Source organism: Pseudomonas sp. 31-12 (assembly GCF_003151075.1).
In the GTDB taxonomy this organism is placed as follows: Bacteria; Pseudomonadota; Gammaproteobacteria; order Pseudomonadales; family Pseudomonadaceae; genus Aquipseudomonas.
The window spans coordinates 2,563,773-2,587,996 of record NZ_CP029482.1; the positions used below are offsets into that span (position 1 = coordinate 2,563,773).

Annotated in this window: 17 protein-coding genes; 6 read left to right on the plus strand and 11 right to left on the minus strand. The window is 60.1% G+C overall.

Annotated elements, in window-relative coordinates; translation table 11 throughout:
* Positions 1-88: 88 nt before the first annotated feature.
* Positions 89-1,240, minus strand: coding sequence for a M14-type cytosolic carboxypeptidase (locus tag DJ564_RS11990; RefSeq protein ID WP_109629339.1), 1,152 nt, complete (start codon positions 1,238-1,240; stop codon positions 89-91).
* A 483-nt stretch (positions 1,241-1,723) separates the two neighbouring features.
* Entirely contained in the window at positions 1,724-2,065 is a 342-nt protein-coding gene (locus tag DJ564_RS11995) for a DUF6124 family protein (protein ID WP_109629340.1), read from the minus strand.
* Between the two features lie 129 nt (positions 2,066-2,194).
* Between DJ564_RS11995 and DJ564_RS12000 the strand changes: the two genes are divergently transcribed.
* On the plus strand, positions 2,195-2,842 hold the full coding sequence (locus DJ564_RS12000; protein ID WP_109629342.1) for a LexA family transcriptional regulator: 648 nt from the start codon (positions 2,195-2,197) through the stop codon (positions 2,840-2,842).
* Positions 2,843-2,881: 39 nt separating this feature from the next.
* On the opposite strand, the gene DJ564_RS12005 is transcribed toward DJ564_RS12000, so the two are convergent.
* From DJ564_RS12005 to DJ564_RS12020, 4 genes are read right to left on the minus strand one after another with little or no spacing between them, the layout of a single operon-like run.
* Positions 2,882-4,837: an acetyl/propionyl/methylcrotonyl-CoA carboxylase subunit alpha gene (locus DJ564_RS12005; protein ID WP_109629344.1), complete on the minus strand. Its 1,956-nt coding sequence runs from the start codon at positions 4,835-4,837 to the stop codon at positions 2,882-2,884.
* Positions 4,837-5,652, minus strand: coding sequence for a gamma-carboxygeranoyl-CoA hydratase (locus DJ564_RS12010; protein ID WP_109629346.1), 816 nt, complete (start codon positions 5,650-5,652; stop codon positions 4,837-4,839). The genes DJ564_RS12005 and DJ564_RS12010 overlap by 1 nt, the downstream gene beginning before the upstream one ends.
* 13 nt (positions 5,653-5,665) lie before the next feature.
* Entirely contained in the window at positions 5,666-7,273 is a 1,608-nt protein-coding gene (locus tag DJ564_RS12015; protein WP_109629348.1) for a carboxyl transferase domain-containing protein, read from the minus strand.
* Between the two features lie 12 nt (positions 7,274-7,285).
* Positions 7,286-8,449: an isovaleryl-CoA dehydrogenase gene (locus DJ564_RS12020; protein ID WP_109629350.1), complete on the minus strand. Its 1,164-nt coding sequence runs from the start codon at positions 8,447-8,449 to the stop codon at positions 7,286-7,288.
* A 203-nt stretch (positions 8,450-8,652) separates the two neighbouring features.
* Here DJ564_RS12020 and DJ564_RS12025 point away from each other — a divergent pair, with 203 nt between their 5' ends.
* The gene (locus DJ564_RS12025) at positions 8,653-10,350 is read left to right on the plus strand and encodes an AMP-binding protein (protein WP_109629352.1); all 1,698 of its coding nucleotides are present in this window, start codon (positions 8,653-8,655) and stop codon (positions 10,348-10,350) included.
* Positions 10,351-11,002: 652 nt separating this feature from the next.
* Here DJ564_RS12025 and DJ564_RS12030 read toward each other — a convergent pair.
* From DJ564_RS12030 to DJ564_RS12040, 3 genes are all read right to left on the minus strand, one after another.
* Entirely contained in the window at positions 11,003-11,902 is a 900-nt protein-coding gene (locus DJ564_RS12030) for a hydroxymethylglutaryl-CoA lyase (RefSeq protein ID WP_109629354.1), read from the minus strand.
* Positions 11,903-12,046: 144 nt separating this feature from the next.
* Positions 12,047-12,448 (minus strand): MerR family DNA-binding transcriptional regulator, encoded by a 402-nt coding sequence (locus DJ564_RS12035; RefSeq protein ID WP_109629356.1) that lies wholly within the window; start codon positions 12,446-12,448, stop codon positions 12,047-12,049.
* A gap of 178 nt (positions 12,449-12,626) precedes the next feature.
* On the minus strand, positions 12,627-13,556 hold the full coding sequence (locus tag DJ564_RS12040; RefSeq protein WP_008148497.1) for a LysR family transcriptional regulator: 930 nt from the start codon (positions 13,554-13,556) through the stop codon (positions 12,627-12,629).
* 176 nt (positions 13,557-13,732) lie between these two features.
* Here DJ564_RS12040 and DJ564_RS12045 point away from each other — a divergent pair, with 176 nt between their 5' ends.
* Positions 13,733-14,962: an acyl-CoA dehydrogenase gene (locus DJ564_RS12045; RefSeq protein ID WP_010458791.1), complete on the plus strand. Its 1,230-nt coding sequence runs from the start codon at positions 13,733-13,735 to the stop codon at positions 14,960-14,962.
* 163 nt (positions 14,963-15,125) lie between these two features.
* On the opposite strand, the gene DJ564_RS12050 is transcribed toward DJ564_RS12045, so the two are convergent.
* Positions 15,126-16,466, minus strand: coding sequence for a substrate-binding domain-containing protein (locus tag DJ564_RS12050; RefSeq protein WP_109629358.1), 1,341 nt, complete (start codon positions 16,464-16,466; stop codon positions 15,126-15,128).
* Positions 16,467-16,727: 261 nt separating this feature from the next.
* Positions 16,728-17,540 (minus strand): exodeoxyribonuclease III, encoded by an 813-nt coding sequence (xthA, locus tag DJ564_RS12055; protein ID WP_109629360.1) that lies wholly within the window; start codon positions 17,538-17,540, stop codon positions 16,728-16,730.
* Positions 17,541-17,872: 332 nt separating this feature from the next.
* On the opposite strand from xthA, the gene DJ564_RS12060 reads away from it, so the two are divergent.
* From DJ564_RS12060 to DJ564_RS12070, 3 genes are all read left to right on the plus strand, one after another.
* Positions 17,873-18,523 carry an N-acetyltransferase gene (locus DJ564_RS12060; protein ID WP_109629362.1) on the plus strand — a complete coding sequence of 217 codons (651 nt, stop codon included), beginning with the start codon at positions 17,873-17,875 and terminating at the stop codon, positions 18,521-18,523.
* 65 nt (positions 18,524-18,588) lie between these two features.
* A complete protein-coding gene (locus DJ564_RS12065) occupies positions 18,589-20,316 on the plus strand; it encodes an autotransporter assembly complex family protein (protein WP_109629364.1) in 1,728 nt (575 codons plus the stop codon).
* Positions 20,313-23,981, plus strand: a complete 3,669-nt coding sequence (locus tag DJ564_RS12070) for a translocation/assembly module TamB domain-containing protein (RefSeq protein WP_109629366.1) — start codon at positions 20,313-20,315, stop codon at positions 23,979-23,981. Before DJ564_RS12065 ends, DJ564_RS12070 begins: the two co-directional genes overlap by 4 nt.
* Positions 23,982-24,224: the final 243 nt, after the last annotated feature.

Genomic DNA, 24,224 nt, shown 5'->3' on the forward strand with positions numbered 1-24,224 from the left:
CGGTTGATATGAAAGACCGCGGTGTTTGGTTTTACGACTGCTTCGCAGCCGGACGCAGCCTTCGGCAGCTGCTACATGGACCGCGTTGTCAGCGCAGGGTATCGACCATATCGGCAACGGTCGTCAGCACGTCCTTGCCCAATTGCTTGGAGCGCTTGCCCGACCAACCAGTCAGTGCGTTGGGCGCGTCGTTGTTGTCCTTGAAGGGCATTTCCAGGGTCAGCGACAGGCAGTCGTACTTCTGACCAACACTGTTACAGGCCAGCGTCATGTTGGCCTTGCCCGGTTCGTCGCGGGTGTAGCCGTGCTTGGTCTGGAAGTCCTTGGTCAGGTGTTTCAGATGATCGCGGAAGTGGGTTTCGAGTTTTTCAATCCGCGGCGTATAACCCGGGTTGCCTTCGCAACCGGCGGTGAACACGTAGGGGATTTCCTCATCGCCATGGATGTCGAGGAACAAGTCGACGCCGTACGCTTCCATTTGTTGCTGAACGAACAGCACTTCCGGGCTGATTTCCTGGCTGGCGCTCTGCCAGGCGCGGTTCAGGTCCTGGCCCATGGCGTTGGTGCGCAGGTGACCGTGAAAGGCACCGTCCGGGTTCATGTTCGGCACCAGGTACAGGTCGGCGCTGGCCAGCAGTTTGTTCAGGACCGGGTCGTCGTGCTTTTCCAGACGTTCGATCACACCTTCCATGAACCACTCGGCCATGTGTTCGCCGGGGTGTTGCTGGGCAATCATCCAGACCTTGCGCTGACCTTCGGCGCCGGTGCCTTTACGCAATAACTGGATGTCACGACCTTCCGCGCTTTTGCCGGTCGCCAGCAGCTCGGCGCCGGCCTTGGTCTGCGCCTGTTCGATCAGCCAGTCATGACGGCCACGGCTGTAGGGTTCGAAATAGGCAAACCAGGCGTGGGTGGCCGTGGCTTCGAGGCTGAAACGCAGGCAGTCGCCTTCGAAGATGGTCGGCACGCGGAACCAGTTGACGTGGTCGTAGGACGCCACGGCCTGATAACCGTCCCAGGCCTTGTTATACGAGGACTTGCTGGCATTGTTCAGTCGAAACCAGTGCTCTTGACCGACGTGCAGACCGCTGGCCTTGAAATGGAACCACTGGAAATGTTGGCTGCGGGTGTCGGGTTTGATGGCGAGCAGGGCTTGAAGTGGATTGCTGATGTCCAGCACTTCAATGTTGCCGCTGTCGAAATTGGCGCTGATGTCGAAAGAAGATTTAGCCACGGTCATAGTCGATTCCTGAATATGATTTTTATGGCTGCTACTTTACACGCTGGGAGGGGAAAAACCGGGGGAAATTGCGGGTTAAAAGGGGGGCGTCTTCCTTGACGCAGACGCAGCTTAGAGACTGTGCTAGTGATTCTCAAGTGCTATTTTTCTTTAGTTTGGGCCAATGATGCCGGGCTTCTCTTGCCAATGGATATTCTTTTGATATCATCCGCGCCAATCGAATTCGCAACACTTGAAGACTTCATTAGCCTGAAGCCAAAGCCAGAATAACTGGCAAAAAAAAGACCCGGCAAAAAGCCGGGTCAAAAACCGTGATTAGCCTGATGAGGAGATAGTCCAGGAGACCGACCTAAGGTCTCTTGGTCCATCGACTGATCTCGCGATCAGCTGAATGCAATAATAATCATTCTCGTTTGCAAGTCAAATGATTTTATCTGCTCGATTGGAAAATTCTTTTCCGTCTTCCTCAGCAGAGCGTCCGACTCAGACGCTCTGATGCCCCTGTAAAGAGCGATCAATCATCGCCTTGGCCATGTCGATCATATGCACCGTCGAAAAGGCCAGATCGCGCCTTGCGCCGTTCAGGTTGCTGGCCGACTCGTAGGCCGTCGCCGCGGCACACCGCAACAGATCCGACGCATGCACCAGCGCCTCTTCACCGCTGACGGCAGGGTTCACATCAAAAAATCGCTCCTCGACCACCGCTTCTGACACAGTTGGTTTCAAGTAATAGTCCAAGGCTTTTTGCGCGGCGGCGTTACCTTTGGGCGAGGTGAGGGTGGTGTCCATTTGCATATCCGACAGGTCATTGCTGGGTAACGTCATGGCGATGGCAAGCTCCGTGATAGATTCAGATCCGTGAAACAATCCTAGTACGAACTGTATTTGTGACGAGAATTTAAATACTACAATTTGTGTTTTGTTGCTCGGAGTCCGCGACGTATCGTGCCGCCCATGGATAAATGGATTGAGTTGGTCAAAGCCAAGATGAGTGAACTCAAAGTCACTCAGGAAGTACTCGCCGATCGCCTCGGGATGTCCCAGGGTGGCGTGGGTCATTGGCTGAATAAACGCCGTCAGCCGAGCATCGAAGACATGAATCGTGTCTTGCGCGCGCTCGGGATGGATTTTCTGGAAGTGGCGATGGTGATCCGGGAACCCGTGGTGCTGCAGGACGACGAGATGTCCCTGACGCACAAGTACAACCCGTACTTCCGTTACCCGGTCAGTGACTGGCGCCTGCCTGCCGAGGTGCGTGACGGCGAGCTCTCGGTCTACGGCAAGCCGCGATTCGAACTGACCGATTACCACGCTCAGGGCGCGGCCTTCTGGCTCGAAGTGGTCGGCGACGCTATGACCGCGCCGAGCGGAATCAGCATTGCCGAGGGCATGATGATCCTGGTGGACCCGGCCATTGTGCCGGAACCCGGAAAACTGGTGATCGCGCAATGGGCGGACAGCGTCGAAGCGATCTTTCGCAAGCTGATCGAGGAGGGCGGGCAGCGTTACCTGGTCCCGCTCAATCCGACGTATCCGAAAGCCCTGTTCACCGAAGAGTGTCGAATCCTCGGCGTAGTGGTTCAGGCAACGGCTAAATTCTAGTCAGATCGGTCCTCGCAATGCGTAGGACCGATCTTCATTTCACGCTTCTTCCAACTCGACCAACGCACTGCCTTCGCTGACCATCTCGCCTTCCTGGCAATACAGCGCCTTGATCACCCCGGCGTGAGGCGCGCGAATGCTGTGCTCCATCTTCATCGCTTCCAGCACCACCAGTTGCGCCCCGGCTTCGACCGTTTGCCCGGCCTCGACCAGTACGCGCACGATACTGCCGTTCATGGGCGCGGTGAGCCCACCTTGATGGCTGTGGCTGGCTTCGACGGCACTGATCGGGTCGTAGGCCTCGATGCGGCGCAGTTCACCTTCCCATTGCAGATACACCACCTCGCCACGACGGATTGCCCGGTGCTGGCGACGCACGCCGTCGTGTTCGGTCAGCAACTGCTCACCCTTGAGCTGTGCGGTGTGGGTGTCAACGTTACCCAGCGTCAGCGCCCGGTCCTGTCCTTCACAACTCAAATGAAGGGTGGTTTCTCTTGGCAGTCCAGCCCGGAAACCATTGCCCACAGCCCAAGGCGAACTCAGGTCATCAGCCCGCGGAGTACCCGGCTGGCTCTGCGCAAACGCCTGGGCGGCGGCTTGCCAGAACTCATCACTGAGGTCCGCAGGCTCTGGCAACAATTGCTCCTGATAACGCGGAATAAACCCGGTATCCAGTTGCGCCGCAGCGAATGCCGGGTGAGCGATGATCCGGCGCAGGAAGTTGATGTTGGTCTTCAGCCCGCCGATCGCAAACTCATCGAGCATGCTCAACAATCGCAGTCGCGCCTGCTCACGGTCCTCGCCCCAGGCAATCAGCTTGCCGAGCATCGGGTCGTAGAACGGCGAAATCTCATCGCCTTCTTCGACGCCACTGTCGACCCGACGTCCCGGGCCTTCGGCTGATTCGCGATACAGCGCCAGGCGCCCGGTGGCCGGCAGGAAATCATGGCTTGGGTCTTCGGCATACAGCCGCACTTCAATCGCATGGCCGATCAACGGAACCTGTTCTTGAGTCATCGGCAACGCTTCACCGCGCGCCACACGAATCTGCCACGCCACCAGATCGAGGCCGGTGATCGCTTCGGTGACCGGGTGCTCGACCTGCAGGCGCGTGTTCATCTCCATGAAGAAAAACTCGCCGCGCGAATCCAGCAAAAACTCCACGGTGCCGGCGCCGACATAGCCGATGGCCTGTGCCGAACGCACGGCGGCTTCGCCCATGGCGCGACGCAGTTCCGGGCTCAAGCCGGGAGCGGGCGCTTCTTCGACGACTTTCTGATGGCGACGCTGGATCGAACAGTCACGTTCGTTGAGGTACAGGCAGTTGCCGTGTTGATCGGCGAACACCTGGATTTCCACATGACGCGGCTTGAGCAGGTATTTCTCCACCAGCATCCGCGAATCGCCAAACGAGGATTTCGCTTCACGTTGCGCAGAGGCCAGGGCTTCGGCCAACTGGCTGACGTCCTCAACCACTTTCATGCCTTTGCCGCCGCCGCCCGCCGTGGCCTTGAGCAGCACCGGATAACCGATGCGTTCGCAGGCGTCGCGGAAGGTGTCGAAGTCCTGGGCTTCGCCGTGATAGCCGGGCACCAGGGGCACGCCGGCGGTTTCCATCAAGGCCTTGGCGGCGGACTTGCTGCCCATCGCGTCAATGGCCGAGGCAGGCGGGCCGAGAAAGATCAGGCCGGCGTCTTCAATGGCACGGGCGAACCCGGCGTTCTCGGACAAAAAACCATAACCGGGATGAATCGCCTGAGCGCCGCTGGCCTTGGCCGCCGCGATCAATTTATCGATTTGCAGATAGCTGTCAGCCGCTTTGCTGCCGCCGAGGTCGACGCGGATATCCGCTTCGCGGCTGTGCCGGGCGTCACGGTCCGTGGCGCTGTGCACGGCCACGGTGGTCAGGCCCAGCGCCTTGGCGGTGCGCATCACCCGGCAGGCGATTTCGCCACGGTTGGCCACCAGCAGGGTGGTGAGAACAGGTGCGCTCATCAACGCGGCTCCTTGGTGGTGGTCGGGGCTTGCCAGCTCGGCGGACGCTTCTGCAGAAAGGCGCGCAGGCCCTCCTGGCCTTCGGGGCTGACGCGGATGCGGGCGATGGCATTCTCGGTGTAACGACGTAGCGCCGGGGTCAGCGCGCCGTTGCCGACTTCGCGCAGCAAGTCCTTGCTGACGCGCATGGCGGCCGGGCTGTTGAGCAGCAGGTTGTCGATCCACTTTCCCACGTTCTGTTCCAGCTCAGCGACCGGATAGCTCTCCGATAACAGGCCAATCTCCCGTGCCCGTTGCCCGCCGAAACGCTCGGCGGTCAGCGCATAGCGACGTGCCGCGCGTTCGCCAATGGCTTGCACCACGAATGGGCTGATGACCGCCGGCGCCAGGCCGATGCGTACTTCCGACAGGCAAAACTGCGCGTCATCGGCGCCAATCGCCATGTCGCAGCAACTGATCAGGCCCAGCGCGCCGCCATAAGCCGCGCCCTGAACCACGGCCAGGGTCGGGATTTTCAGTTTGGCGAGGTTGTACATCAACTCCGCCAGTTCCCGGGCGTCGTCGAGGTTGGTGTGGTAATCGAGCTCGGCCGATTGCTGCATCCAGGCCAGGTCGGCACCGGCGCTGAAATGCTTGCCGCGGCCGCGCACCAGCAGAAACCGCAGGCTGGAATCGGTCGACACCTTGTCCAGCGCGAGGATCAGTTCGCGGATCATCTCGGCGTTGAACGCGTTGTTCTTTTCTTCACGGCTGAGCCACAGGGTCGCGAAACCTCGTGGGTCGGTCAGCAGTTCGAGGGTGTTGAAGTCGCTCATGATTTTCTCCCGATCACATCCGGAACACGCCAAAGCGGCTCGGTTCGATTGGCGCGTTCAGCGACGCAGACAAGGCCAGGGCCAACACGTCGCGGGTTTGCGCCGGGTCGATGACACCGTCGTCCCACAGCCGTGCGCTGGAGTAGTAAGGGTGGCCCTGTTCTTCGTATTGATCGAGGATCGGCTGCTTGATCTCGGCTTCCTGCTCGGCGCTGAAACCCTGGCCACTGCGCTCGGCTTGCTCGCGTTTGACCTGGACCAACACGCCTGCCGCCTGTTCGGCGCCCATCACGCCGATGCGCGCGTTCGGCCACATCCACAGGAAACGCGGATCGTAAGCCCGCCCGCACATCCCGTAATTACCGGCGCCAAAACTGCCGCCAATGATCACGGTAAATTTCGGCACCTTGGCGCACGCCACCGCGGTCACCAGTTTCGCGCCGTGCTTGGCGATGCCACCAGCCTCGTATTTCTGGCCGACCATGAAACCGGTGATGTTTTGCAGGAACAGCAACGGAATGCCGCGCTGGCAGGCCAGTTCGATGAAGTGCGCGCCTTTCTGCGCGGCTTCGGCGAACAGGATGCCGTTGTTGGCGAGGATTGCGATCGGGTACCCGTGCAGATGCGCGAAGCCGCACACCAATGTGGTCCCGAACAGCGCCTTGAATTCGTCGAACACCGAACCGTCAACCAGCCGCGAGATCACTTCGCGCACATCGAACGGTTGTTTGGCGTCGGCCGAGACCACGCCGTACAACTCGTCGCTGGCGTAGAGCGGGGCGATCGGCGTGCGCAGTTGCAGTTCGCCCAGTTTGCGCCAGTTGAGATTGGCAACACTGCGTCGCGCAATGGCCAAGGCGTGTTCATCGCTTTCAGCGTAATGGTCGGCAACACCGGAAATCTTGCAGTGCACATCGGCGCCGCCCAGATCTTCAGCGCTGACCACTTCACCGGTCGCGGCTTTCACCAGCGGCGGACCAGCGAGGAAAATGGTGGCCTGCTGGCGCACCATGATCGCTTCGTCAGCCATCGCTGGCACGTAAGCGCCACCGGCGGTGCAGGAGCCCATGACCACCGCGATTTGCGGAATGCCCATGGCGCTCATGTTGGCCTGGTTAAAGAAGATCCGCCCAAAATGCTCACGGTCCGGAAACACTTCATCCTGACGCGGCAGGTTGGCGCCGCCGGAGTCCACCAGATAGATGCACGGCAAGCGGTTTTGCTGAGCGATGGTCTGCGCGCGCAGGTGTTTTTTCACGGTCAGCGGGTAATACGAGCCACCTTTCACGGTGGCGTCGTTGGCGACGATCATGCATTCGACGCCTTCCACACGGCCGATCCCGGCAATCACGCCAGCCGCCGGAACGTCTTCGCCGTACACCGCGTAGGCCGCCAGTTGGCTGATCTCGAGAAACGGTGAACCCGGGTCGAGCAGACGATTGATCCGCTCACGCGGCAGCAGTTTGCCGCGCGAGGTATGGCGTTCTTGCGCCTTCGGGCCGCCGCCTTGCTGCACTTGGGCGAGCAGGGTGTGCAGGGCGTCGACCTGTTTGAGCATCGCCGCGCTGTTGGCCGCGAACTCCGCCGAACGGGGGTTGAGCTGGGTATGCAGGATAGCCATGGACAGCTCCGTTTAGCGGGTTTCGTTGAACAGTTCGCGACCGATCAGCATGCGACGAATCTCACTGGTGCCTGCGCCGATTTCGTACAGCTTGGCGTCACGCAGCAGACGACCCGCTGGGAATTCATTGATGTAGCCGTTTCCGCCGAGAATCTGGATCGCGTCGAGGGCCATTTGCGTGGCGCGTTCGGCGCTGTAGAGGATCACGCCGGCGGCGTCCTTGCGGGTGGTTTCGCCACGCTCACAGGCCTGGGCCACCGCATAAAGGTAGGCGCGGCTGGCGTTGAGTTGGGTGTACATGTCGGCGACTTTGCCCTGGATCAGCTGGAACTCGCCGATGCTTTGGCCGAATTGCTTGCGGTCGTGGATGTACGGAACGATCAGGTCCATGCAGGCTTGCATGATGCCGGTCGGGCCGCCGGACAGCACGACGCGTTCGTAGTCGAGTCCGCTCATCAGCACTTTCACGCCGCCGTTGAGCATGCCGAGGATGTTTTCTTCCGGTACCTCGACGTCATCGAAGAACAGCTCGCAGGTGTTGGAGCCGCGCATGCCGAGCTTGTCGAATTTGTTGCTGCGGCTGAAGCCTTTCCAGTCACGTTCGACGATGAATGCGGTGATGCCGTGGGGACCTTTTTCCAGGTCGGTCTTGGCGTAGATCACGTAGGTGTTGGCGTCCGGACCGTTGGTGATCCAGGTTTTGCTGCCGTTGAGAACGTAGTGATCGCCACGTTTATCGGCGCGAAGTTTCATCGACACCACGTCGGAACCGGCATTCGGTTCGCTCATGGCCAGGGCGCCGATGTGTTCGCCGCTGATCAGCTTGGGCAAGTACTTGGTTTTCTGTTCGTGATTGCCGTTGCGGTTGATCTGGTTGACGCAGAGGTTGGAATGCGCGCCGTAGGACAGGGCGACCGACGCCGAGCCGCGGCTGATTTCTTCCATGATCACTACGTGCGCCAGATAGCCCAGGCCAGCACCGCCGTATTCTTCCGGCACGGTAACGCCGAGCAGGCCCATGTCGCCGAATTTGCGCCACAGGTCGGCCGGGAACAGATTGTCGATGTCGATCTGAGCGGCGCGCGGGGCGATCTCTTTGGCGACGAAGGACTGAACCTGATCGCGCAACATATCGATGGTTTCACCGAGGGCAAAGTTCAGGGATGGGTAGCTCATGGGTCACCTTTTGGCTTTTTTGTAGGGTGGGGAGGGCAGTGTTTCGGCTCTCACCTTTACGTTAACGTAAGCCTGTGACGAATGGCTGTCAATCACCCTTTACGTTAACGTCAACTTGAGCGACAGTAGGGCCAGTTCATAGAAGGCGAGCCAACCCTGTGGAGGCCGCCCAACACCCACTAATAAAGACAATAGGGGTCGTCATGGATCAACCCAGTGCAAGCCCGCAGCGCAGCTATACCCGTGGTTCCCAGGACAAAGCCTTGCTAGCGATGACCATCGGCGAGAAGTTCGATCAGACCGTCACGCAATACCCGGACGGGGAGGCGCTGGTCGTGCGCCATCAGCAGTTGCGCTACACCTGGCAGCAACTGGCCGATGCCGTCGACCTGCACGCCAGAGCCCTGTTGGCGCTGGGCTTGCAGGCCGGCGACCGCCTCGGCATCTGGGCACCGAATTGCGCGCAGTGGTGCATCAGCCAGTTTGCCAGCGCGAAGATCGGCGTGATTCTGGTCAACATTAATCCGGCGTATCGCAGCTCCGAACTCGAATACGTATTGAAGCAATCCGGCTGCCAATGGCTGGTCTGCGCCGGTGCCTTCAAGACCTCCGACTATCACGGCATGCTGCAAGGCCTGGTGCCTGAATTGGCGGAGGAATCCATCGGAAAGCTGCACAGCGAACGCCTGCCGGAATTGCGCGGCGTCATCAGCCTGGATGCGCAACCACCGTCGGGTTTCCTGCCGTGGTCGCAATTGGGCGATCTCGCTGCCAGCGTGTCCGCTGAACAATTGCGCGAACGCCAGGACAGCTTGAACTTCGACCAAGCGGTGAACATCCAGTACACCTCCGGCACCACCGGTTTCCCGAAAGGCGCGACCCTCAGTCACTACAATATTCTCAACAACGGTTACATGGTCGGCGAAAGCCTCGGGCTGACCGCCGATGATCGCTTGGTGATCCCGGTACCGTTGTATCACTGCTTCGGCATGGTCATGGGCAATCTCGGCTGCATCACCCACGGCAGCACCATGATTTACCCCAACGATGCGTTCGATCCGCTCTTGACCCTGACCACGGTAGCCGAAGAAAAAGCCACCGCGCTCTACGGCGTGCCGACCATGTTCATCGCGATGCTCGATCAACCCAAGCGCGCCGAGTTCGATCTGTCGAGCCTGCGCACCGGGATCATGGCCGGGGCGACGTGTCCGATCGAGGTCATGCGCCGGGTCATCAATGAAATGCACATGAGCGAAGTGCAGATTGCCTACGGCATGACGGAAACCAGCCCCGTGTCTTTGCAGACCGGTCCTTCAGACGAGCTGGAATTGCGCGTCACCACCGTCGGCCGCACCCAGCCGCAACTGGAAAGCAAGATCATCGACGAAGCGGGCAACCTGGTGCCGCGCGGCACCATTGGCGAACTCTGCACCCGCGGTTACAGCGTGATGCTCGGCTACTGGAACAACCCGCAAGGCACCGCCGAAGCCATCGATCAAGCGGGCTGGATGCACACCGGCGACCTGGCGAGCATGAACGACGAGGGTTACGTATGCATTGCCGGGCGTAACAAGGACATGATCATCCGCGGCGGTGAGAACATTTACCCGCGTGAACTGGAAGAGTTCTTCTTCACCCACCCGGCGGTGGCGGACGTGCAGGTGATCGGGATTCCGTGTTCGCGCTATGGCGAAGAGATTGTTGCCTGGATCAAGTTCCACCCGGGCCACAGTGCGACCGAGCAAGAGCTGCAAGCCTGGTGCAAGGAACGCATCGCGCACTTCAAGACGCCGCGTTACTTCAAGTTTGTGGAAGAGTTTCCGATGACCGTGACCGGCAAGATCCAGAAATTCCGGATGCGCGAGATCAGTATCGAGGAACTGCGCGAAAAGCAGGTCTGACAACTTCTCCCTTGTGGGAGCCGGCCTGTTGGCGATAGCGGAGTGTGCGAACCACCGCGATCGCCAGCAGGCTGGCTCCCACAGGGGCGGTGGTGAAAATCTGAATCGCAGAAAGCACAAAGGGGAGCCGAAGCTCCCCTTTAATTTTCGTTGCGCGTGCTCTTTTTTTATTATTGAGGGGCGGCCTGTTGTTGTTTTTAGTGACCGTGGCCCTTTACCGCTGTTTTTGTCGATCCCCATCCGGGATCAAGAGCAAACGTATTTTTTTGAGCGCTGATCTACTTTTTCGCTGAGCGATCCAACCAGTTCGGGAGCTACCTGAAGGTAGTTTTATTGTTCTCTGTCCGGTTGCGGGTTACTCCGAAAAGCACCCTGAAAAGCACATCCTCTCCAAAAAAATCTGTTAGCTGCGTCTCTGCCGTGTTGTTTTTGTTATGTCAGAGTCGTTACGTCTTATTTTTATTAGGTTTGCCGCTTTTTTTGTTCTTGTTATGCAGTAGAGATAGCAGAAGCCGTGCCAACTTTTAAAAATCGTTATAAATCAAATAGTTAAGATTTTGTCGGATTTTTCCTTCGGGCGAATCCAGACAATTTGTTTCCGTGTTACTCGCTTACGCCCCACGTTTCAGGCGCAGCGGTAACACCTCACGCCTCACTGTGCGCTACGAGCCTTGGCCACGCGCGAGCCGGTTGGTCGCCCCAGCACTGCGCAAATCTGCTGACCGGCCAGAATCAACGCGTCCAGGTCAATGCCGGTCTTAATTCCCAGGCCGTTGAGCAGGTAAACCACGTCTTCGGTGGCGACGTTGCCGCTGGCGCCCTTGGCGTACGGGCAGCCGCCGAGGCCGGCGATGGAGCTGTCGAACACCGAGATGCCTTCCAGCAGGCTCGCATAGATGTTGGCCATGGCCTGGCCATAGGTGTCGTGGAAGTGCCCGGCGAGTTTTTCACGCGGTACATCGGCCGAGACCACGTCGAACATTTTGCGGGTCGCGCCGGCGGTACCGGTGCCGATGGTGTCGCCGAGGGAGACTTCGTAGCAGCCCATGGCGTAAAGCTCGCGGGCGACCCGGGCGACTTGTTCCGGCGCGACGTTACCCTCGTAGGGGCAGCCCAACACGCACGACACGTAACCGCGCACGCTGACGCCGTTTTGTTTGGCCGCTTCCATGATCGGCACGAAGCGCTCCAGGCTTTCGCTGATCGAGCAATTGATGTTGCGTTGGGAAAACGCTTCGGACGCCGCCGCGAACACCGCGACTTCCTTGACCCCGGCCGTGATCGCATCCTCAAACCCGCGCAGGTTGGGGGCGAGGGCGCCATAGGTCACGCCCGGTTTGCGCTGGATCTGCGCGAACACTTCGGCGGAACCGGCCATTTGCGGCACCCACTTGGGCGAAACGAAACTGCCGACTTCTATATAGCCAAGGCCCGCTGCGGTCAGCGCGTCGACCAGTTGCACCTTGTCGGCAACGCTGATGGGTTGGGCTTCGTTTTGCAGACCGTCGCGGGGACCGACTTCGACCAGGCGTACGTGGGTGGGGAGAGGCATGGGGATTCACCTGTGATAGTGGGTGAACGACGATCTACTGTGGGAGCGGGCTTGCTCGCGAAAGCGTCAGGTCTGTCGAAATCAGTGTTGAATGACACACCGCTTTCGCGAGCAAGCCCGCTCCCACACTGGATCTTCGTACGATTATTGGACGGCCTGCTGGCTCTTGATCGTCTGCTCCAGCGCCTGGGTGCAGCGTTCCTGCGCCGTGTCCAGTTCCAGCTTCATCTGCTCGATGTCGAGCATCTGCTGCTCCAGCTGTTCGCGGCGCTCGGCGATCTTGCTCAGCATGGTTTGCAGTTGTTTCTGGTTGCCGCCGGTCGGGTCGTAGAGTTCGATCAGCTCGCGGCATTCGGCCAGGGAAAAGCCAATGCGCTTGCCCCGCAGGATCAGCTTCAGGCTGACCTTGTCACGGGGCGTGTACACGCGTTCCTGGCCACGCCGCTCAGGGCTGAGCAGGCCTTGCTCTTCATAAAAGCGAATGGCCCGCGTGGTGATGTCGAGCTCGCGGGCGAGGTCGGAAATGCTATAGGTCTGGCTGCTCATGGAAGCGCTCGAAGAAGGTCATGGCGCTAAGCTAATGGCAGGTTGACGTTTACGTCAAGGGGCAGGGATCTTCATTGATATCACTGGCCTCTTCGCGGGCAAGCCCGCTCCCACAGAGATCGCGTTATACCTGTGGGAGCGGGCTTGCCCGCGAAGAACGATAACGCGGTCCAAAGCCCTAAACCTTATCGAGCTTCTTCTCATGCGCCGTCACTTGCTGGCACAACTCAATCATTTGTTCGCGCATCCAGCGGTTGGCCGGGTCCTGGTCGGTGCTTTCGTGCCAATAGAGGTGCGTTTCCACCGGCGGCACGTCGTTGACCGGCAAGTTCACCGAGTACAAGTCATGACGACGGGCAAAGCGCTCCGGCACGGTCATGACCATGTCGGTCTGCTGCAACACCTGGGACGCCATCAGGTAATGCTGCGAGCGCAGGGCGATCTTGCGCTGGATGCCCATTTTCCCCAGGGCCAGGTCGACATGCCCCAGGCCGCTGCGGCGGCTGGAAATATGAATGTGCGTCAGCGACAGATAATCATCGAGGGTGAATTTCTCCTTGCCCGCCAGCGGATGACCCTTGCGCATCGCACACACGTAGCGGTCTTCCATCAACTTGACGTGACGCACCTGAGGGTCGGTGTTGAGCGGCGCATCCACTGCGAAGTCGAGACGCCCGGCGGCCAGTTCCTTGGTGGTCTCACGGCGCTTGGACAGAAAACTTTCGATGATCACCGTCGGCGCCAGGCGGCGCAGGCGCTGGAACAGCGGCGGCAGAATGACCGCTTCGGTCAGGTCGGTCATGCTGATGCGATACGTCTTGACCGCCTGCAACGGGTTGAAGATCCGGCTTTCCTGCACCGACACGCGCAACAGGGAGAGGGCGTTACGCACCGGCCCGATGATGTTCTGCGCCATCGGCGTCGGCACCATGCCCTGCGCAGTACGCACGAACAACGGGTCGTTGAAGGTCTCGCGCAGGCGGGCCAGAGCGTTTGAAACGGCTGGCTGGGTAATGCCGACAATCTGCCCGGCGCGGGTCAGGTTGGCTTCGGTGTAGATCGCGTCGAAGACGATGAAAAGGTTGAGGTCGACCTTGCTCAGATTCATTACGCGGCTCTCTTGTTGTAGGGGCGTTTTTGGCCTTGATGATCAGCCGATCATATATCGGTGATGAATGTTAATACACGCCGAGAATAGGCTAGGTAAATTTTCGTAGCTGTTCTAGCATCGATTACATGACCTGAACAACTCCTCTGAACCCAGTCAAAAAGGTAGAGCTGCCCATGGATTTCGCTTATTCGCCCAAGGTGCAAGAACTGCGTGAGCGCGTGACCGCGTTCATGGACACCTACGTTTATCCCGCCGAAGCGGTGTTCGAGCGCCAGGTCGCCGAAGGCGATCGCTGGCAGCCGACCGCGATCATGGAAGAGCTCAAACTCAAGGCCAAGGCTGAAGGGTTGTGGAATTTGTTTCTGCCGGAGTCCGAACTCGGCGCCGGCCTGACCAACCTCGAATACGCGCCATTGGCGGAAATCATGGGCCGTTCGCTGCTCGGTCCTGAGCCTTTCAACTGCTCCGCGCCGGACACCGGCAACATGGAAGTGCTGGTGCGTTACGCCAACGAAGAGCAGAAGCAACGCTGGCTCGAACCGCTGCTGCGCGGCGAAATTCGCTCGGCGTTTGCCATGACCGAACCGGACGTCGCTTCGTCCGACGCCACCAACATGGCCGCCCGCGCTGTGCGTGATGGCGACGAGTGGGTGATCAATGGCAAGAAATGGTGGACCTCAGGTGCCTGCGACCCGCGCTGCAAGATCCTGATCTTCATGGGCCTGAGCAATCCCGACGCGCCGCGCCATGCCCAGCACTCGATGATTCTGGTACCGGTGGATGCCCCTGGCGTGAAGATCGTTCGTCCGTTGCCGGTGTTCGGCTACGACGACGCGCCTCACGGCCACGCCGAAGTGCTGTTTGAAAACGTCCGGGTGCCGTACGAAAACGTTCTGCTGGGCGAAGGGCGCGGCTTCGAAATCGCTCAAGGTCGCCTTGGCCCTGGCCGCATTCACCACTGCATGCGTTCGATCGGCATGGCCGAACGTGCGCTGGAGTTGATGTGTAAACGTGCGGTGAGCCGTACCGCATTCGGAAAACCGCTGGCCCGTCTGGGCGGCAACATCGACAAGATCGCCGACTCGCGGATGGAAATCGACATGGCACGCCTGCTGACGTTGAAAGCGGCGTACATGATGGACACCGTCGGCAACAAAGTGGCCAAGAGCGAGATCGCGCAGATCAAAGTCGTCGCGCCGAACGTGGCCTTGCGGGTGATCGACCGGGCGATCCAGATGCATGGCGGAGCAGGGGTTTCCAACGATTTCCCGCTGGCCTACATGTATGCCATGCAGCGCACCCTGCGCCTGGCCGACGGCCCGGACGAAGTGCACCGCGCGGCGATCGGCAAGTTCGAGATCGGCAAGTACGTGCCGAAAGAGATGATGCGTAGCGGGCAGTAACCCTGTGGGCTGTTGTGGCGAGGGAGCTTGCTCCCGCTGGGGCTCGAAGCGGCCCTGAAATACGGCAACCCGGTGTTTCAGATGTACCGGGTTGCCTGATTTTGCGACTGCTGCGCAGCCGAGCGGGAGCAAGCTCCCTCGCCACATTTGCTCGCATGCAGGTTCAATATACCCAAACCTCAACCCGCCGATTCTTGATCCGCCCCTCATCCGCGCTATTCGCCGCCACCGGCATCTCGGCGCCAAAACCGCGGATCTCGCGAAACACCACACCGCTTTTCACCAGTTCCCGCCGCACTGCCATCGCCCGCAGCTTCGACAACAGATCGGCACGCGCCGGATCGCTCTTGGCATCACCAAACCCAACCAGCGTCACCTGTCGATTGGTTTTGTCGCGCTGCTTTATATAGTCGAGCACCCGCGACAAGTCTTGCCGGGCCTTGTTGTCCAGCGTCGCGCTGCCTTCCTCGAAGCGGAAATTCACCGACAACCGTTGGGCGTGGCGACTTAGCGCTTGATAACCCTCGGGCATCAAGGCGTTCGGCGTGACACTCATGGCTTGCACGGTCTGCGCGATAAAACCGTTAGACGCGACGATTTCCTGCCCTTTGCTGCTTTGCGCGAACGCCACCAACGCTTGTGCCCACGGATTTTTCCCGTTGGGTGGCAGGTAAAAGAACAACCGCCGGGACAGCGGATAATCTTCCGTGGCAATCAGGTTATTGAGCGGCAACATGGCCTGGGACTGGCCATCGGCGATCGCCACGGCTTTGGCCTGGCGCACGTATGGCAAACCGATAAAACCGATGCCTTGCGGATCCTGGCTGACGGCGTCGGACAATTGCTCGCTGGATTCGAAGCGTTTCGCGGCGCTACTCAGCGTTTTCCCACGACGACTGAGGACCAATTCCTTGAAGGTGTCGTACGTGCCCGACTGATCATCACGTGCATACAGATGAATCGTCCCACCACGGCCGCCGAGTTCTTCCCAGGTTTTTGCCTCGCCGCTGAAGATTCGCGCCAGTTGTTCGGTGGTGAGTGGGTTCAGCGGATTTTGCGGATGGAGGATGATCGCCAGTCCATCGATGGCGATGACTTGTTCCGCGCCGGGGCTTTTAAAGTCGCCCAAGGATTTGAGGTCTTCCCGTTCGCTGTCCTTGATCGGGCGCGAGGAGGCAGCAAGATCGGCGGAGGCGGTTTTCAGGGCGCTGAACCCGGTGCTGGAACCATGGGCCGCGACTTCCACCACAACCCGACGCCCCTGAACGGTTTCGCCGACGATGCGTTGTTCGTTGGCTTTATCCGGGATTTCGCTGTGGACCTTGATGAGGCCCTGTTCGCGCATCAGGCCTTCGACCAGCGCCGGCCCCAATGCGGCGCCGATGGTGTTGGAGCCCTGGATGCGCAGGACCGGGCCGTTTTCGGGTGTCGGCAAATCGCCGGCCGAAGCCGTCAATGGCAAACAGGCGCACAGCATCAACAGGAACGATATGCGCAGCGTCATGCCGGCACCTTGTTTGGCCAAAGGAAGTGCCGGGAGAATAAGTCAGTAAGATTTCTAAAAGATGACAGCTGCTAAATGTGGGAGCGAGCCTGTGGTGAGGGGATTTATCCCCGTTGGGGCGCGAAGCGGTCCTGAACCTGTGATTACGGTCTCTCAGAAGAACCGCATTCTCCGGTTTTACGACTGCTTCGCAGCCGAACGGGGATAAATCCCCTCGCCACAGTTCGCTCCCACAGTTGATTTATGTAGATGTCGAGAGGATCAGCTCAACTCAAGCCAGATCGGCGCATGATCGGACGGTTTTTCCATCCCGCGCAGTTCGTAATCCACGCCTGCATCCTTCACCCGCGGCAACAGTCCATGGGACGCCATGATCAGGTCGATCCGCAGCCCGCGCTTGGGCTCGTCCTCGAAGCCGCGGCTGCGGTAGTCGAACCAGCTGAAACGGTCGGCCACGTCCGGGTTCAAGTGGCGGAAGCTGTCCACCAGGCCCCAGTTCTTCAGGCGGGCCATCCACTCGCGTTCTTCCGGCAAGAAGCTGCATTTACCGGTTTTCAGCCAGCGTTTCATGTTGTCCGGGCCGATGCCGATGTCGCAGTCTTCCGGGGAAATGTTCACGTCGCCCATTACCACCACCGGCTGTTCATTGCTGAATTGGCTTTCCAGCAACTGTTGCAAGTCGCCGTAGAAACGCTCCTTGGCCGGGAACTTGGTCGGGTGATCGCGGCTTTCGCCCTGTGGGAAATAGCCGTTCATTATGGTCACCGGCACGCCATTGGCGTCGGCGAAAGAGCCCCAGATGAAGCGGCGCTGGGCGTCTTCTTCATCGGTCGCGAAACCTTTATGCAGCGCAATCGGTTCTCTACGGGAGAGCAGGGCGACGCCGTAATGGCCTTTCTGCCCGTGGAAATACACGTGATAACCCAGCGCCTGAACCTCGGCCAGCGGGAACTGGTCGTCGTGGACCTTGGTTTCCTGCAGCCCGATCACGTCCGGCTGGTGCTTTTCGATCAGCGCCGCCAGCTGATGCGGGCGAGCGCGCAGCCCGTTGATGTTGAAGGAGACGATCTTCATGGTCGGCAGTCCTGGCAAAAGGGCGATGCTAGCTGACCTGTAGGAATCGGGCCAGTGTTGGGGTGAGGGGATTCACTTTGTTCTGTCAGATCTGTATTGGCAGTCAGGGCCTCATCGCGGGCAAGCCACGCTCCCACAGGGTTCTCGAGTGAATACTAAATTTATGTAAGCCACAGAACCTGTGGGAGCGGGCTTGCCCGCGATGAGGCCAGTCCAGTCGATGAAGATCCAGCCTTGGTCTATACCTGTGGGGGAACTGTATTACCACCCAAAGGCTCGTACCAATAAGAGCGCCGCCATTTTGAGTGGCGCCCCCGGGGAGATCTACCGTTATGCCCGAAACCTCGACCGCCATTGCCGATATCCACATGCTCGACAGCGGCTACGCCCACGAAGCGCGCTCCCTGCTTTACCACGCTTACCGGCACGAACCGACCTTCGGCTACCTGTTCGAGGCTGAACGCCCCGGCTACGAGCATCGCGTGCGGGCGACCGTGCGGGAACTGGTCAAACAACACTTTCTCCAGGACTTGCCGGCGATCGGCCTACTAGTCAACGACCGCCTGATCGGCATTGCCCTGATCGCCCCGCCGCAACGCCGACTGGGCATCACTGAAAGCTGGGCCTGGCGCTTGCGCATGGTGCTCAGCACTGGTTTCCGTTGCACCCGCCGCTACCTGGATTACCACGCCGCCGTTGCCGCTTGCGTGCCGTCCGACTCGGTGCACGTTCTGCCACTGCTGGGGATTCATCCGCAGTTCCAGGGCAAGCACTTTGGCGAGCAACTGCTGCAAGCGGTGCACAACTGGTGCGCCGTGGATGAAACTTCCAAGGGCGTGATCCTTGATACCGGGAATCCACGTTATCTGGAGTTCTATAAACGGCAGGGCTACGAGGAAATCGGCGAGGTCGCCGTTGGACCGATCCGCGAACACGTGTTTTTCCACGCCAATCCCCAGGTGTTACAAACAGCAACGGCATAAAGGTAGAACTTTCACGCCACGCCAGGCTCTATCACGCTCCCAAGCTCGTGATAGCATCCGCGCCTATGAAGTTTCCAGGAAGAATTACCAGTGGCGTGCTGATGCTGATCACCAGCTGCGCGGCACTGGCGCAAAGTGAATTGGATGTGCGGATCAAACCGTCCAACGATGAACTGAAAGCCAATATAGAGGGCTATATCGGCAGCCTCGGCGATCGTGACGAAGAAGCCTTGCTGCGCTTCAGTCGTGGCGCCGAGGAACAGGCGCGCAAGGCCGCCCAGGCCTTGGGGTATTACCAGCCGCAGATCGACAGCGACGTGAAGGGCGGCAAGACGCCGCGCCTGATCCTCAACATCGATCCTGGCGAGCCCGTGCATTTGCGCAATGTCACGATTCGCGTCGACGGCCCGGCGGCCTCGCTCAAATCCTTTCGTGTCCCCAAAAGCGCTGCGCTGACAACCGGCGCGGTGCTTAACCATGGCCGTTATGAAGACGCCAAGAAACTGATCCAGAATCAGGCCTCGCGTTATGGCTTTTTCAGCGGCCACTTCACTCATCAAACATTGTCGGTGGACCCGCGTGCCGGCGTCGCCGACATCGACCTCGTCTACGACAGCGGTCCGCGCTATGCGCTGGGCAAGGTCAGTTTCGAGGGTGACACGCCGTTCGATGAAGACCTGCTGCGGCGCATGGTGCCGTTCAAGGAAGGCGCACCCTACGACTCCGAACTGATCGCCGAGCTCAATCAGGCGATGCAATCGAGCGGCTATTTTGAAAGTGTGCGGGTGGATGCGGCACCGACCGCGTCGAAGAACGACGTGATCCCGGTCGATGTCAAACTCGAAACCCGCAAGCCACGGACCATGGGCCTGGGGCTTGGCTATTCCACCGACGTCGGCCCCCGGGTCAAGGCCAACTGGACCCGGCACTGGGTCAACCCGCAGGGGCACAGCTATGGCTGGGAGACCGAAGTTTCTGCGCCAAGGCAGAACGTGGGTGTGTTTTACGACATTCCCCTGGACCCGCCGCTGACCGACAAATTGCGTTTCGCCGGCGGTTACCAAAACGAAGAAATTGCCGACAAGGACTCCCTCAGCAAACTCTTGACCCTCGGCCCTGAGTGGCACAGCAAGTTGCCCAGCGGTTGGCAGCGCGTGGTGTCGCTCAAGTGGCAGCGCGAGGAATACCGGCTCGGCGACGACTCGGGGCTCAGCACATTGCTGATGCCCGGCGTCAGCTATTCCTACCTGAAAAGTGACAACCGCATCGACCCGCACAACGGTTATCGCCTGGAATTCGAAACCAAAGTGGCCAAGGAAGGTTTGGGGTCGGACACCAACCTGGTTTACGGCACTGCGCTGGCCAAAGGCTTGACCACGGTCTTCGATAAACACCGTTTCCTTGGTCGAGTGCAGGTCGGCGGCAGCGCCACCAACGGCTACAAATCCGTGCCGCCGTCGCTGCGCTTTTTCGCCGGTGGCGATCAGAGCGTGCGCGGCTATGACTATCAAAGCCTGTCCCCGGAAAACTCCGACGGCGACCGCATCGGTGGCCGCTACATGATCGCCGGTAGCGTCGAATATCAGTATTCCGTGGCCGAAAAATGGCGGGTCGCGACCTTCGTTGACCAGGGCAACTCCTTCAATACACTCGAACTGCCGAACCTCAAGACCGGCGTGGGCATCGGCGTGCGCTGGGTTTCCCCGGTGGGGCCGATTCGTCTCGACCTGGCCCACGCGATGGACGACGACGGCGGCATTCGACTGCACTTTTCCATGGGGCCTGAGCTGTGAAGCGTGGTTTGAAAATAACGCTGCTGGCGATTCTGGCGCTGCTGATGCTGGTCATCGTCGCCGTGACCACGGTGCTGGGCACAGCGACGGGCAGCCGTTGGGCGCTCGGCTGGGTGCCGGGTCTCACTGTGGAGAATTTCCAGGGCCGACTGGGCGGGCAGTGGAGTGCCGATCATCTGCTGTGGCAGCAGGACACCAGCCGGGTTGAGCTGAGCAAACCGATATTCGCCTGGTCGCCGCTGTGCCTGTTGCGCATGACCTTGTGCATCGAGCAACTGAAGGCCGATCAGGTCAGCCTGCAATTCCCGCCGGGCACCGAAGAAGACAGCGACGGGCCGATCACGCTTCCGGATCTGGACTTGCCCCTGGCGATCGAACTGGGTGATGTGCAGGTCGGCAGTCTGTTGTTCAACGGCAGCGAAGAACTCAAGGGCTTGCAACTGGCCGCGCACTGGACGGCGCAGGGCTTGCAGATCGACTCGGTGAAGTTGCAGCGTGACGAACTCAGCCTGAACCTGTCCGGCCTGCTGCAACCCAGCGGCAACTGGCCGCTCAAGGCCGAAGGCACGTTGACCTTGCCGGCTCCCGAGCCTTGGAGCCTGGCGTTGAAGGTCGACGGCGACCTGCTGAAAACCCTGAACCTGAAAGCCGACAGCAGCGGTTACTTGAATGGCCAGCTGACTGGCGAGCTGCAACCGCTGGTCGACAACCTTCCGGCGAAAGTACGGATCACCGCCGACGGCTTCAAGCCCAGCGCCGATTTGCCGGAAACCTTGCAACTCAATCAACTGGAGCTCACGGGCGACGGCGACCTGAAAAACGGTTACCAGTTGCTCGGCAAAGCCACGCTGCCTGCTGAAAAAGGCCCGGTGGCCCTGGTGCTGCAAGGCAAGGTCGACGCCAACGGCGCACAGATTGCTGCCCTCGACCTGACCGCCAACGACAAGCAAAACCTCAAACTCACCGGTAACCTCGACTGGAGCAAAGGCCTGAGCGCCGACGCGAAAATCGATTGGCTGGATTTCCCCTGGCACCGTCTCTATCCGCTGATCGACGAGCCAGAAGTGGCATTGCGCAGCTTCAATGGTGAAGTTTCCTACACCGACGGAAAATACATCGGTCACTTCAAATCGGCACTCGATGGCCCGGCAGGTGCGTTCAGCCTCGAAAGCCCGTTCAGCGGCGACCTGACAAAAATCTATCTGCAACAAATTCAACTCGAAGCCGGGCAGGGTAAGGCGGTCGGGCATCTGAACCTGCAATTTGCCGACGGCATCGCCTGGGACACCGCGCTCGACCTCTCGGCGATCAACCCGGCGTATTGGGTCGCGGAGTTGCCGGGGACGCTGGCCGGACCCTTGCGCAGCAAAGGCGAGATGAAGAATGAAAAACTCAGCCTGAACGCCGACCTCGACCTCAAAGGCAAACTGCGCGGACAACCGGCGGTGATCCAGGCCAAGGCCGATGGCGCCGGTGAACAATGGAACCTCAACGCGCTGCACATCCGCCTCGGTGACAACAGCATCAACGGCAAGGGCAGCCTGCAACAGAAGCTCGCCGGCCAGATCGACATCAAGCTGCCGCGCCTGGCCCAACTCTGGCCGCAACTGCGCGGTCAGCTCAACGGTCGCCTCGACGTCGCCGGCACGCTCAAAGCGCCGCAAGGCAAGCTCGGGCTGCAAGGCACGCAACTGGCCTTCCAGGACAATCGCCTGCAAAGCCTGAACCTGGACGCGACCCTCGATAGCGCGCAACGGGCGAAAATCGACCTCAAGGGCAGCGGCATTCAGGCCGGTGACACCTCGCTGGGCACGCTGACGGCCAGCGGCCAGGGCGATATCAAGAACCAGAAACTCACCCTGGATCTGCAAGGGCCGAAGCTGAAACTGGCGCTCGGCCTGGACGGCAATCTGGACAAGGGCAACTGGCGCGGACGCCTGGCCAGCGGCGATATCCAGGCCGGCGGTCAGGACTGGAAGCTGCAAGGCCCGGCGAAACTTGAACGGCTGGCGGACGGCAAGATCAACTTTGGCGCCCATTGCTGGATGTCTGGCGCGGCCAGTCTGTGTGGCGAAGACCAGCGTCTGATGCCGGAGCCGAAGCTGCGTTATCACCTCAAGCAATTCCCGATTGAAAGCCTCGCGCAATGGTTGCCGAAGGAGTTCGCCTGGAAGGGCCGGCTCAATGCCGACCTGCAACTGGACCTGCCGGCCAGCGGCCCGAACGGCCAGATCAGCGTCGATGCCAGCGGTGGCACGTTGCGCATGAAGGAAAAGGATCAGTGGCTGGACTTCCCGTACCAGACCCTGCAACTCACCAGCAAACTCACGCCTAAACGCATCGACACCGATCTCAATTTCGTCGGCGGCAAGCTCGGCGAACTGATGGTGCAGGCGCAGATCAATCCGCTGCCGAAAAACAAACCGCTTACCGGTTCGTTCCGTCTCACCGGACTGGATCTGTCGGTGGCGCGGCCGTTTGTGCCGATGGTCGAGAAACTCACCGGGCGTTTGAATGGTAGCGGCACGCTCTCCGGCGATCTGCTGGCGCCGCAGGTAAACGGCAATCTGCTGCTCAGCGACGGCGAAGTGTCCGGGCCTGAACTGCCGATGGAGTTGCAGGGCTTGCAGCTTCAAGCGCAGATCGCCGGCGAAGCGGTGCAATTGAACGGTGGCTGGAAAAGCGGCAAAAGCGGGCAGGGCAGTCTTGACGGCAACATCGCCTGGGGTCAGGCGCTGGTGGTGGATCTGACGCTCAAGGGCTCGCAATTGCCCGTCACCGTCGAACCGTACGCCAAGCTGGAAGTGGCGCCGGACCTGAAAATCTCGATGAAGGATGAGCAACTGGCGATCGCCGGCAAAGTGCGGGTGCCCAAGGGCGAGATCACCGTGCGCGAGTTGCCTCCGTCCACGGTCAAGGTCTCCGATGACACGGTGATCATTGGCCAGCAGACCGAAGAGGGCAAACCGCCGCTGGCCATGAAGATGGACATCGACGTGGTGGTGGGTGAGGACAAACTCAGCTTCGCCGGGTTTGGCCTGACCGCCAACCTGCAAGGGCACGTGCACATCGGCGACAACATGGACACCCGCGGCGAGCTCTGGCTTAACGACGGCCGTTACCGGGCGTACGGTCAGCGGCTGACGGTGCGCCGTGCGCGGCTGCTGTTCGCCGGGCCGATCGATCAGCCGTATCTGGACATCGAGGCCATTCGCCAGACCGACGACGTGATCGCCGGCATTCGCCTCAGCGGTAGCGCCGAGCAGCCGACCACGCAGATCTTCTCCGAGCCGGCGATGAGCCAGGAGCAGGCGTTGTCCTATCTGGTGCTGGGGCGTCCGCTGAGCAGCAACGGCGAAGACAACAACATGCTGGCCCAGGCGGCGCTCGGGTTGGGCTTAATGGGCAGCTCTGGGGTGACCGGCAAACTGGCCAACGACCTGGGGATTCAGGACTTCCAGCTCGATACTCAGGGCAGCGGCAACACCACCAGCGTCGTGGCCAGCGGCAATATCTCCGAGAAGCTCAGCCTGCGTTATGGCGTGGGCGTGTTCGAGCCGGCCAACACCATTGCCTTGCGCTACAAGCTGAGCAAAAAGGTCTACCTCGAAGCCGCCGGCGGCGTGGCCAGTTCGCTGGATATCTTCTACAAGCGGGATTTCTAAGTCCCTCCTGTCCGGGTGCGGTCCCCTGTGGCGAGGGGGCTTGCCCCCGTCGGGCCGCGCAGCGGCCCCAAAACCTGCAACTTCATTCCTTCTGAAATTCGAGAAGCGACGACTGCTGCGCAGCCGAACGGGGGCAAGCCCCCTCTCCACAAGGGATTTGTGAACCGCCATTTATCAGCTCAATAGCAAGCAACCTAACTATTACGTTGACATTCGCTGCCTAGGCAGTAACATCTCGACATA

Excerpts from the sequence above, each read along its gene's own strand:
- DJ564_RS12000 (WP_109629342.1), top strand. The coding sequence starts at position 2,195 with ATGGATAAATGGATTGAGTTGGTCAAAGCCAAGATGAGTGAACTCAAA.
- DJ564_RS12035 (WP_109629356.1), bottom strand. The coding sequence starts at position 12,448 with ATGAGCAGCCAGACCTATAGCATTTCCGACCTCGCCCGCGAGCTCGAC.
- DJ564_RS12045 (WP_010458791.1), top strand. The coding sequence starts at position 13,733 with ATGGATTTCGCTTATTCGCCCAAGGTGCAAGAACTGCGTGAGCGCGTG.
- DJ564_RS12025 (WP_109629352.1), top strand. The coding sequence starts at position 8,653 with ATGGATCAACCCAGTGCAAGCCCGCAGCGCAGCTATACCCGTGGTTCC.
- DJ564_RS12050 (WP_109629358.1), bottom strand. The coding sequence starts at position 16,466 with ATGACGCTGCGCATATCGTTCCTGTTGATGCTGTGCGCCTGTTTGCCA.
- DJ564_RS11990 (WP_109629339.1), bottom strand. The coding sequence starts at position 1,240 with ATGACCGTGGCTAAATCTTCTTTCGACATCAGCGCCAATTTCGACAGC.
- DJ564_RS12030 (WP_109629354.1), bottom strand. The coding sequence starts at position 11,902 with ATGCCTCTCCCCACCCACGTACGCCTGGTCGAAGTCGGTCCCCGCGAC.
- DJ564_RS12060 (WP_109629362.1), top strand. The coding sequence starts at position 17,873 with ATGCCCGAAACCTCGACCGCCATTGCCGATATCCACATGCTCGACAGC.
- DJ564_RS12040 (WP_008148497.1), bottom strand. The coding sequence starts at position 13,556 with ATGAATCTGAGCAAGGTCGACCTCAACCTTTTCATCGTCTTCGACGCG.
- xthA (WP_109629360.1), bottom strand. The coding sequence starts at position 17,540 with ATGAAGATCGTCTCCTTCAACATCAACGGGCTGCGCGCTCGCCCGCAT.
- DJ564_RS11995 (WP_109629340.1), bottom strand. The coding sequence starts at position 2,065 with ATGACGTTACCCAGCAATGACCTGTCGGATATGCAAATGGACACCACC.
- DJ564_RS12010 (WP_109629346.1), bottom strand. The coding sequence starts at position 5,652 with ATGAGCGACTTCAACACCCTCGAACTGCTGACCGACCCACGAGGTTTC.
- DJ564_RS12015 (WP_109629348.1), bottom strand. The coding sequence starts at position 7,273 with ATGGCTATCCTGCATACCCAGCTCAACCCCCGTTCGGCGGAGTTCGCG.
- DJ564_RS12020 (WP_109629350.1), bottom strand. The coding sequence starts at position 8,449 with ATGAGCTACCCATCCCTGAACTTTGCCCTCGGTGAAACCATCGATATG.
- DJ564_RS12065 (WP_109629364.1), top strand. The coding sequence starts at position 18,589 with ATGAAGTTTCCAGGAAGAATTACCAGTGGCGTGCTGATGCTGATCACC.
- DJ564_RS12005 (WP_109629344.1), bottom strand. The coding sequence starts at position 4,837 with ATGAGCGCACCTGTTCTCACCACCCTGCTGGTGGCCAACCGTGGCGAA.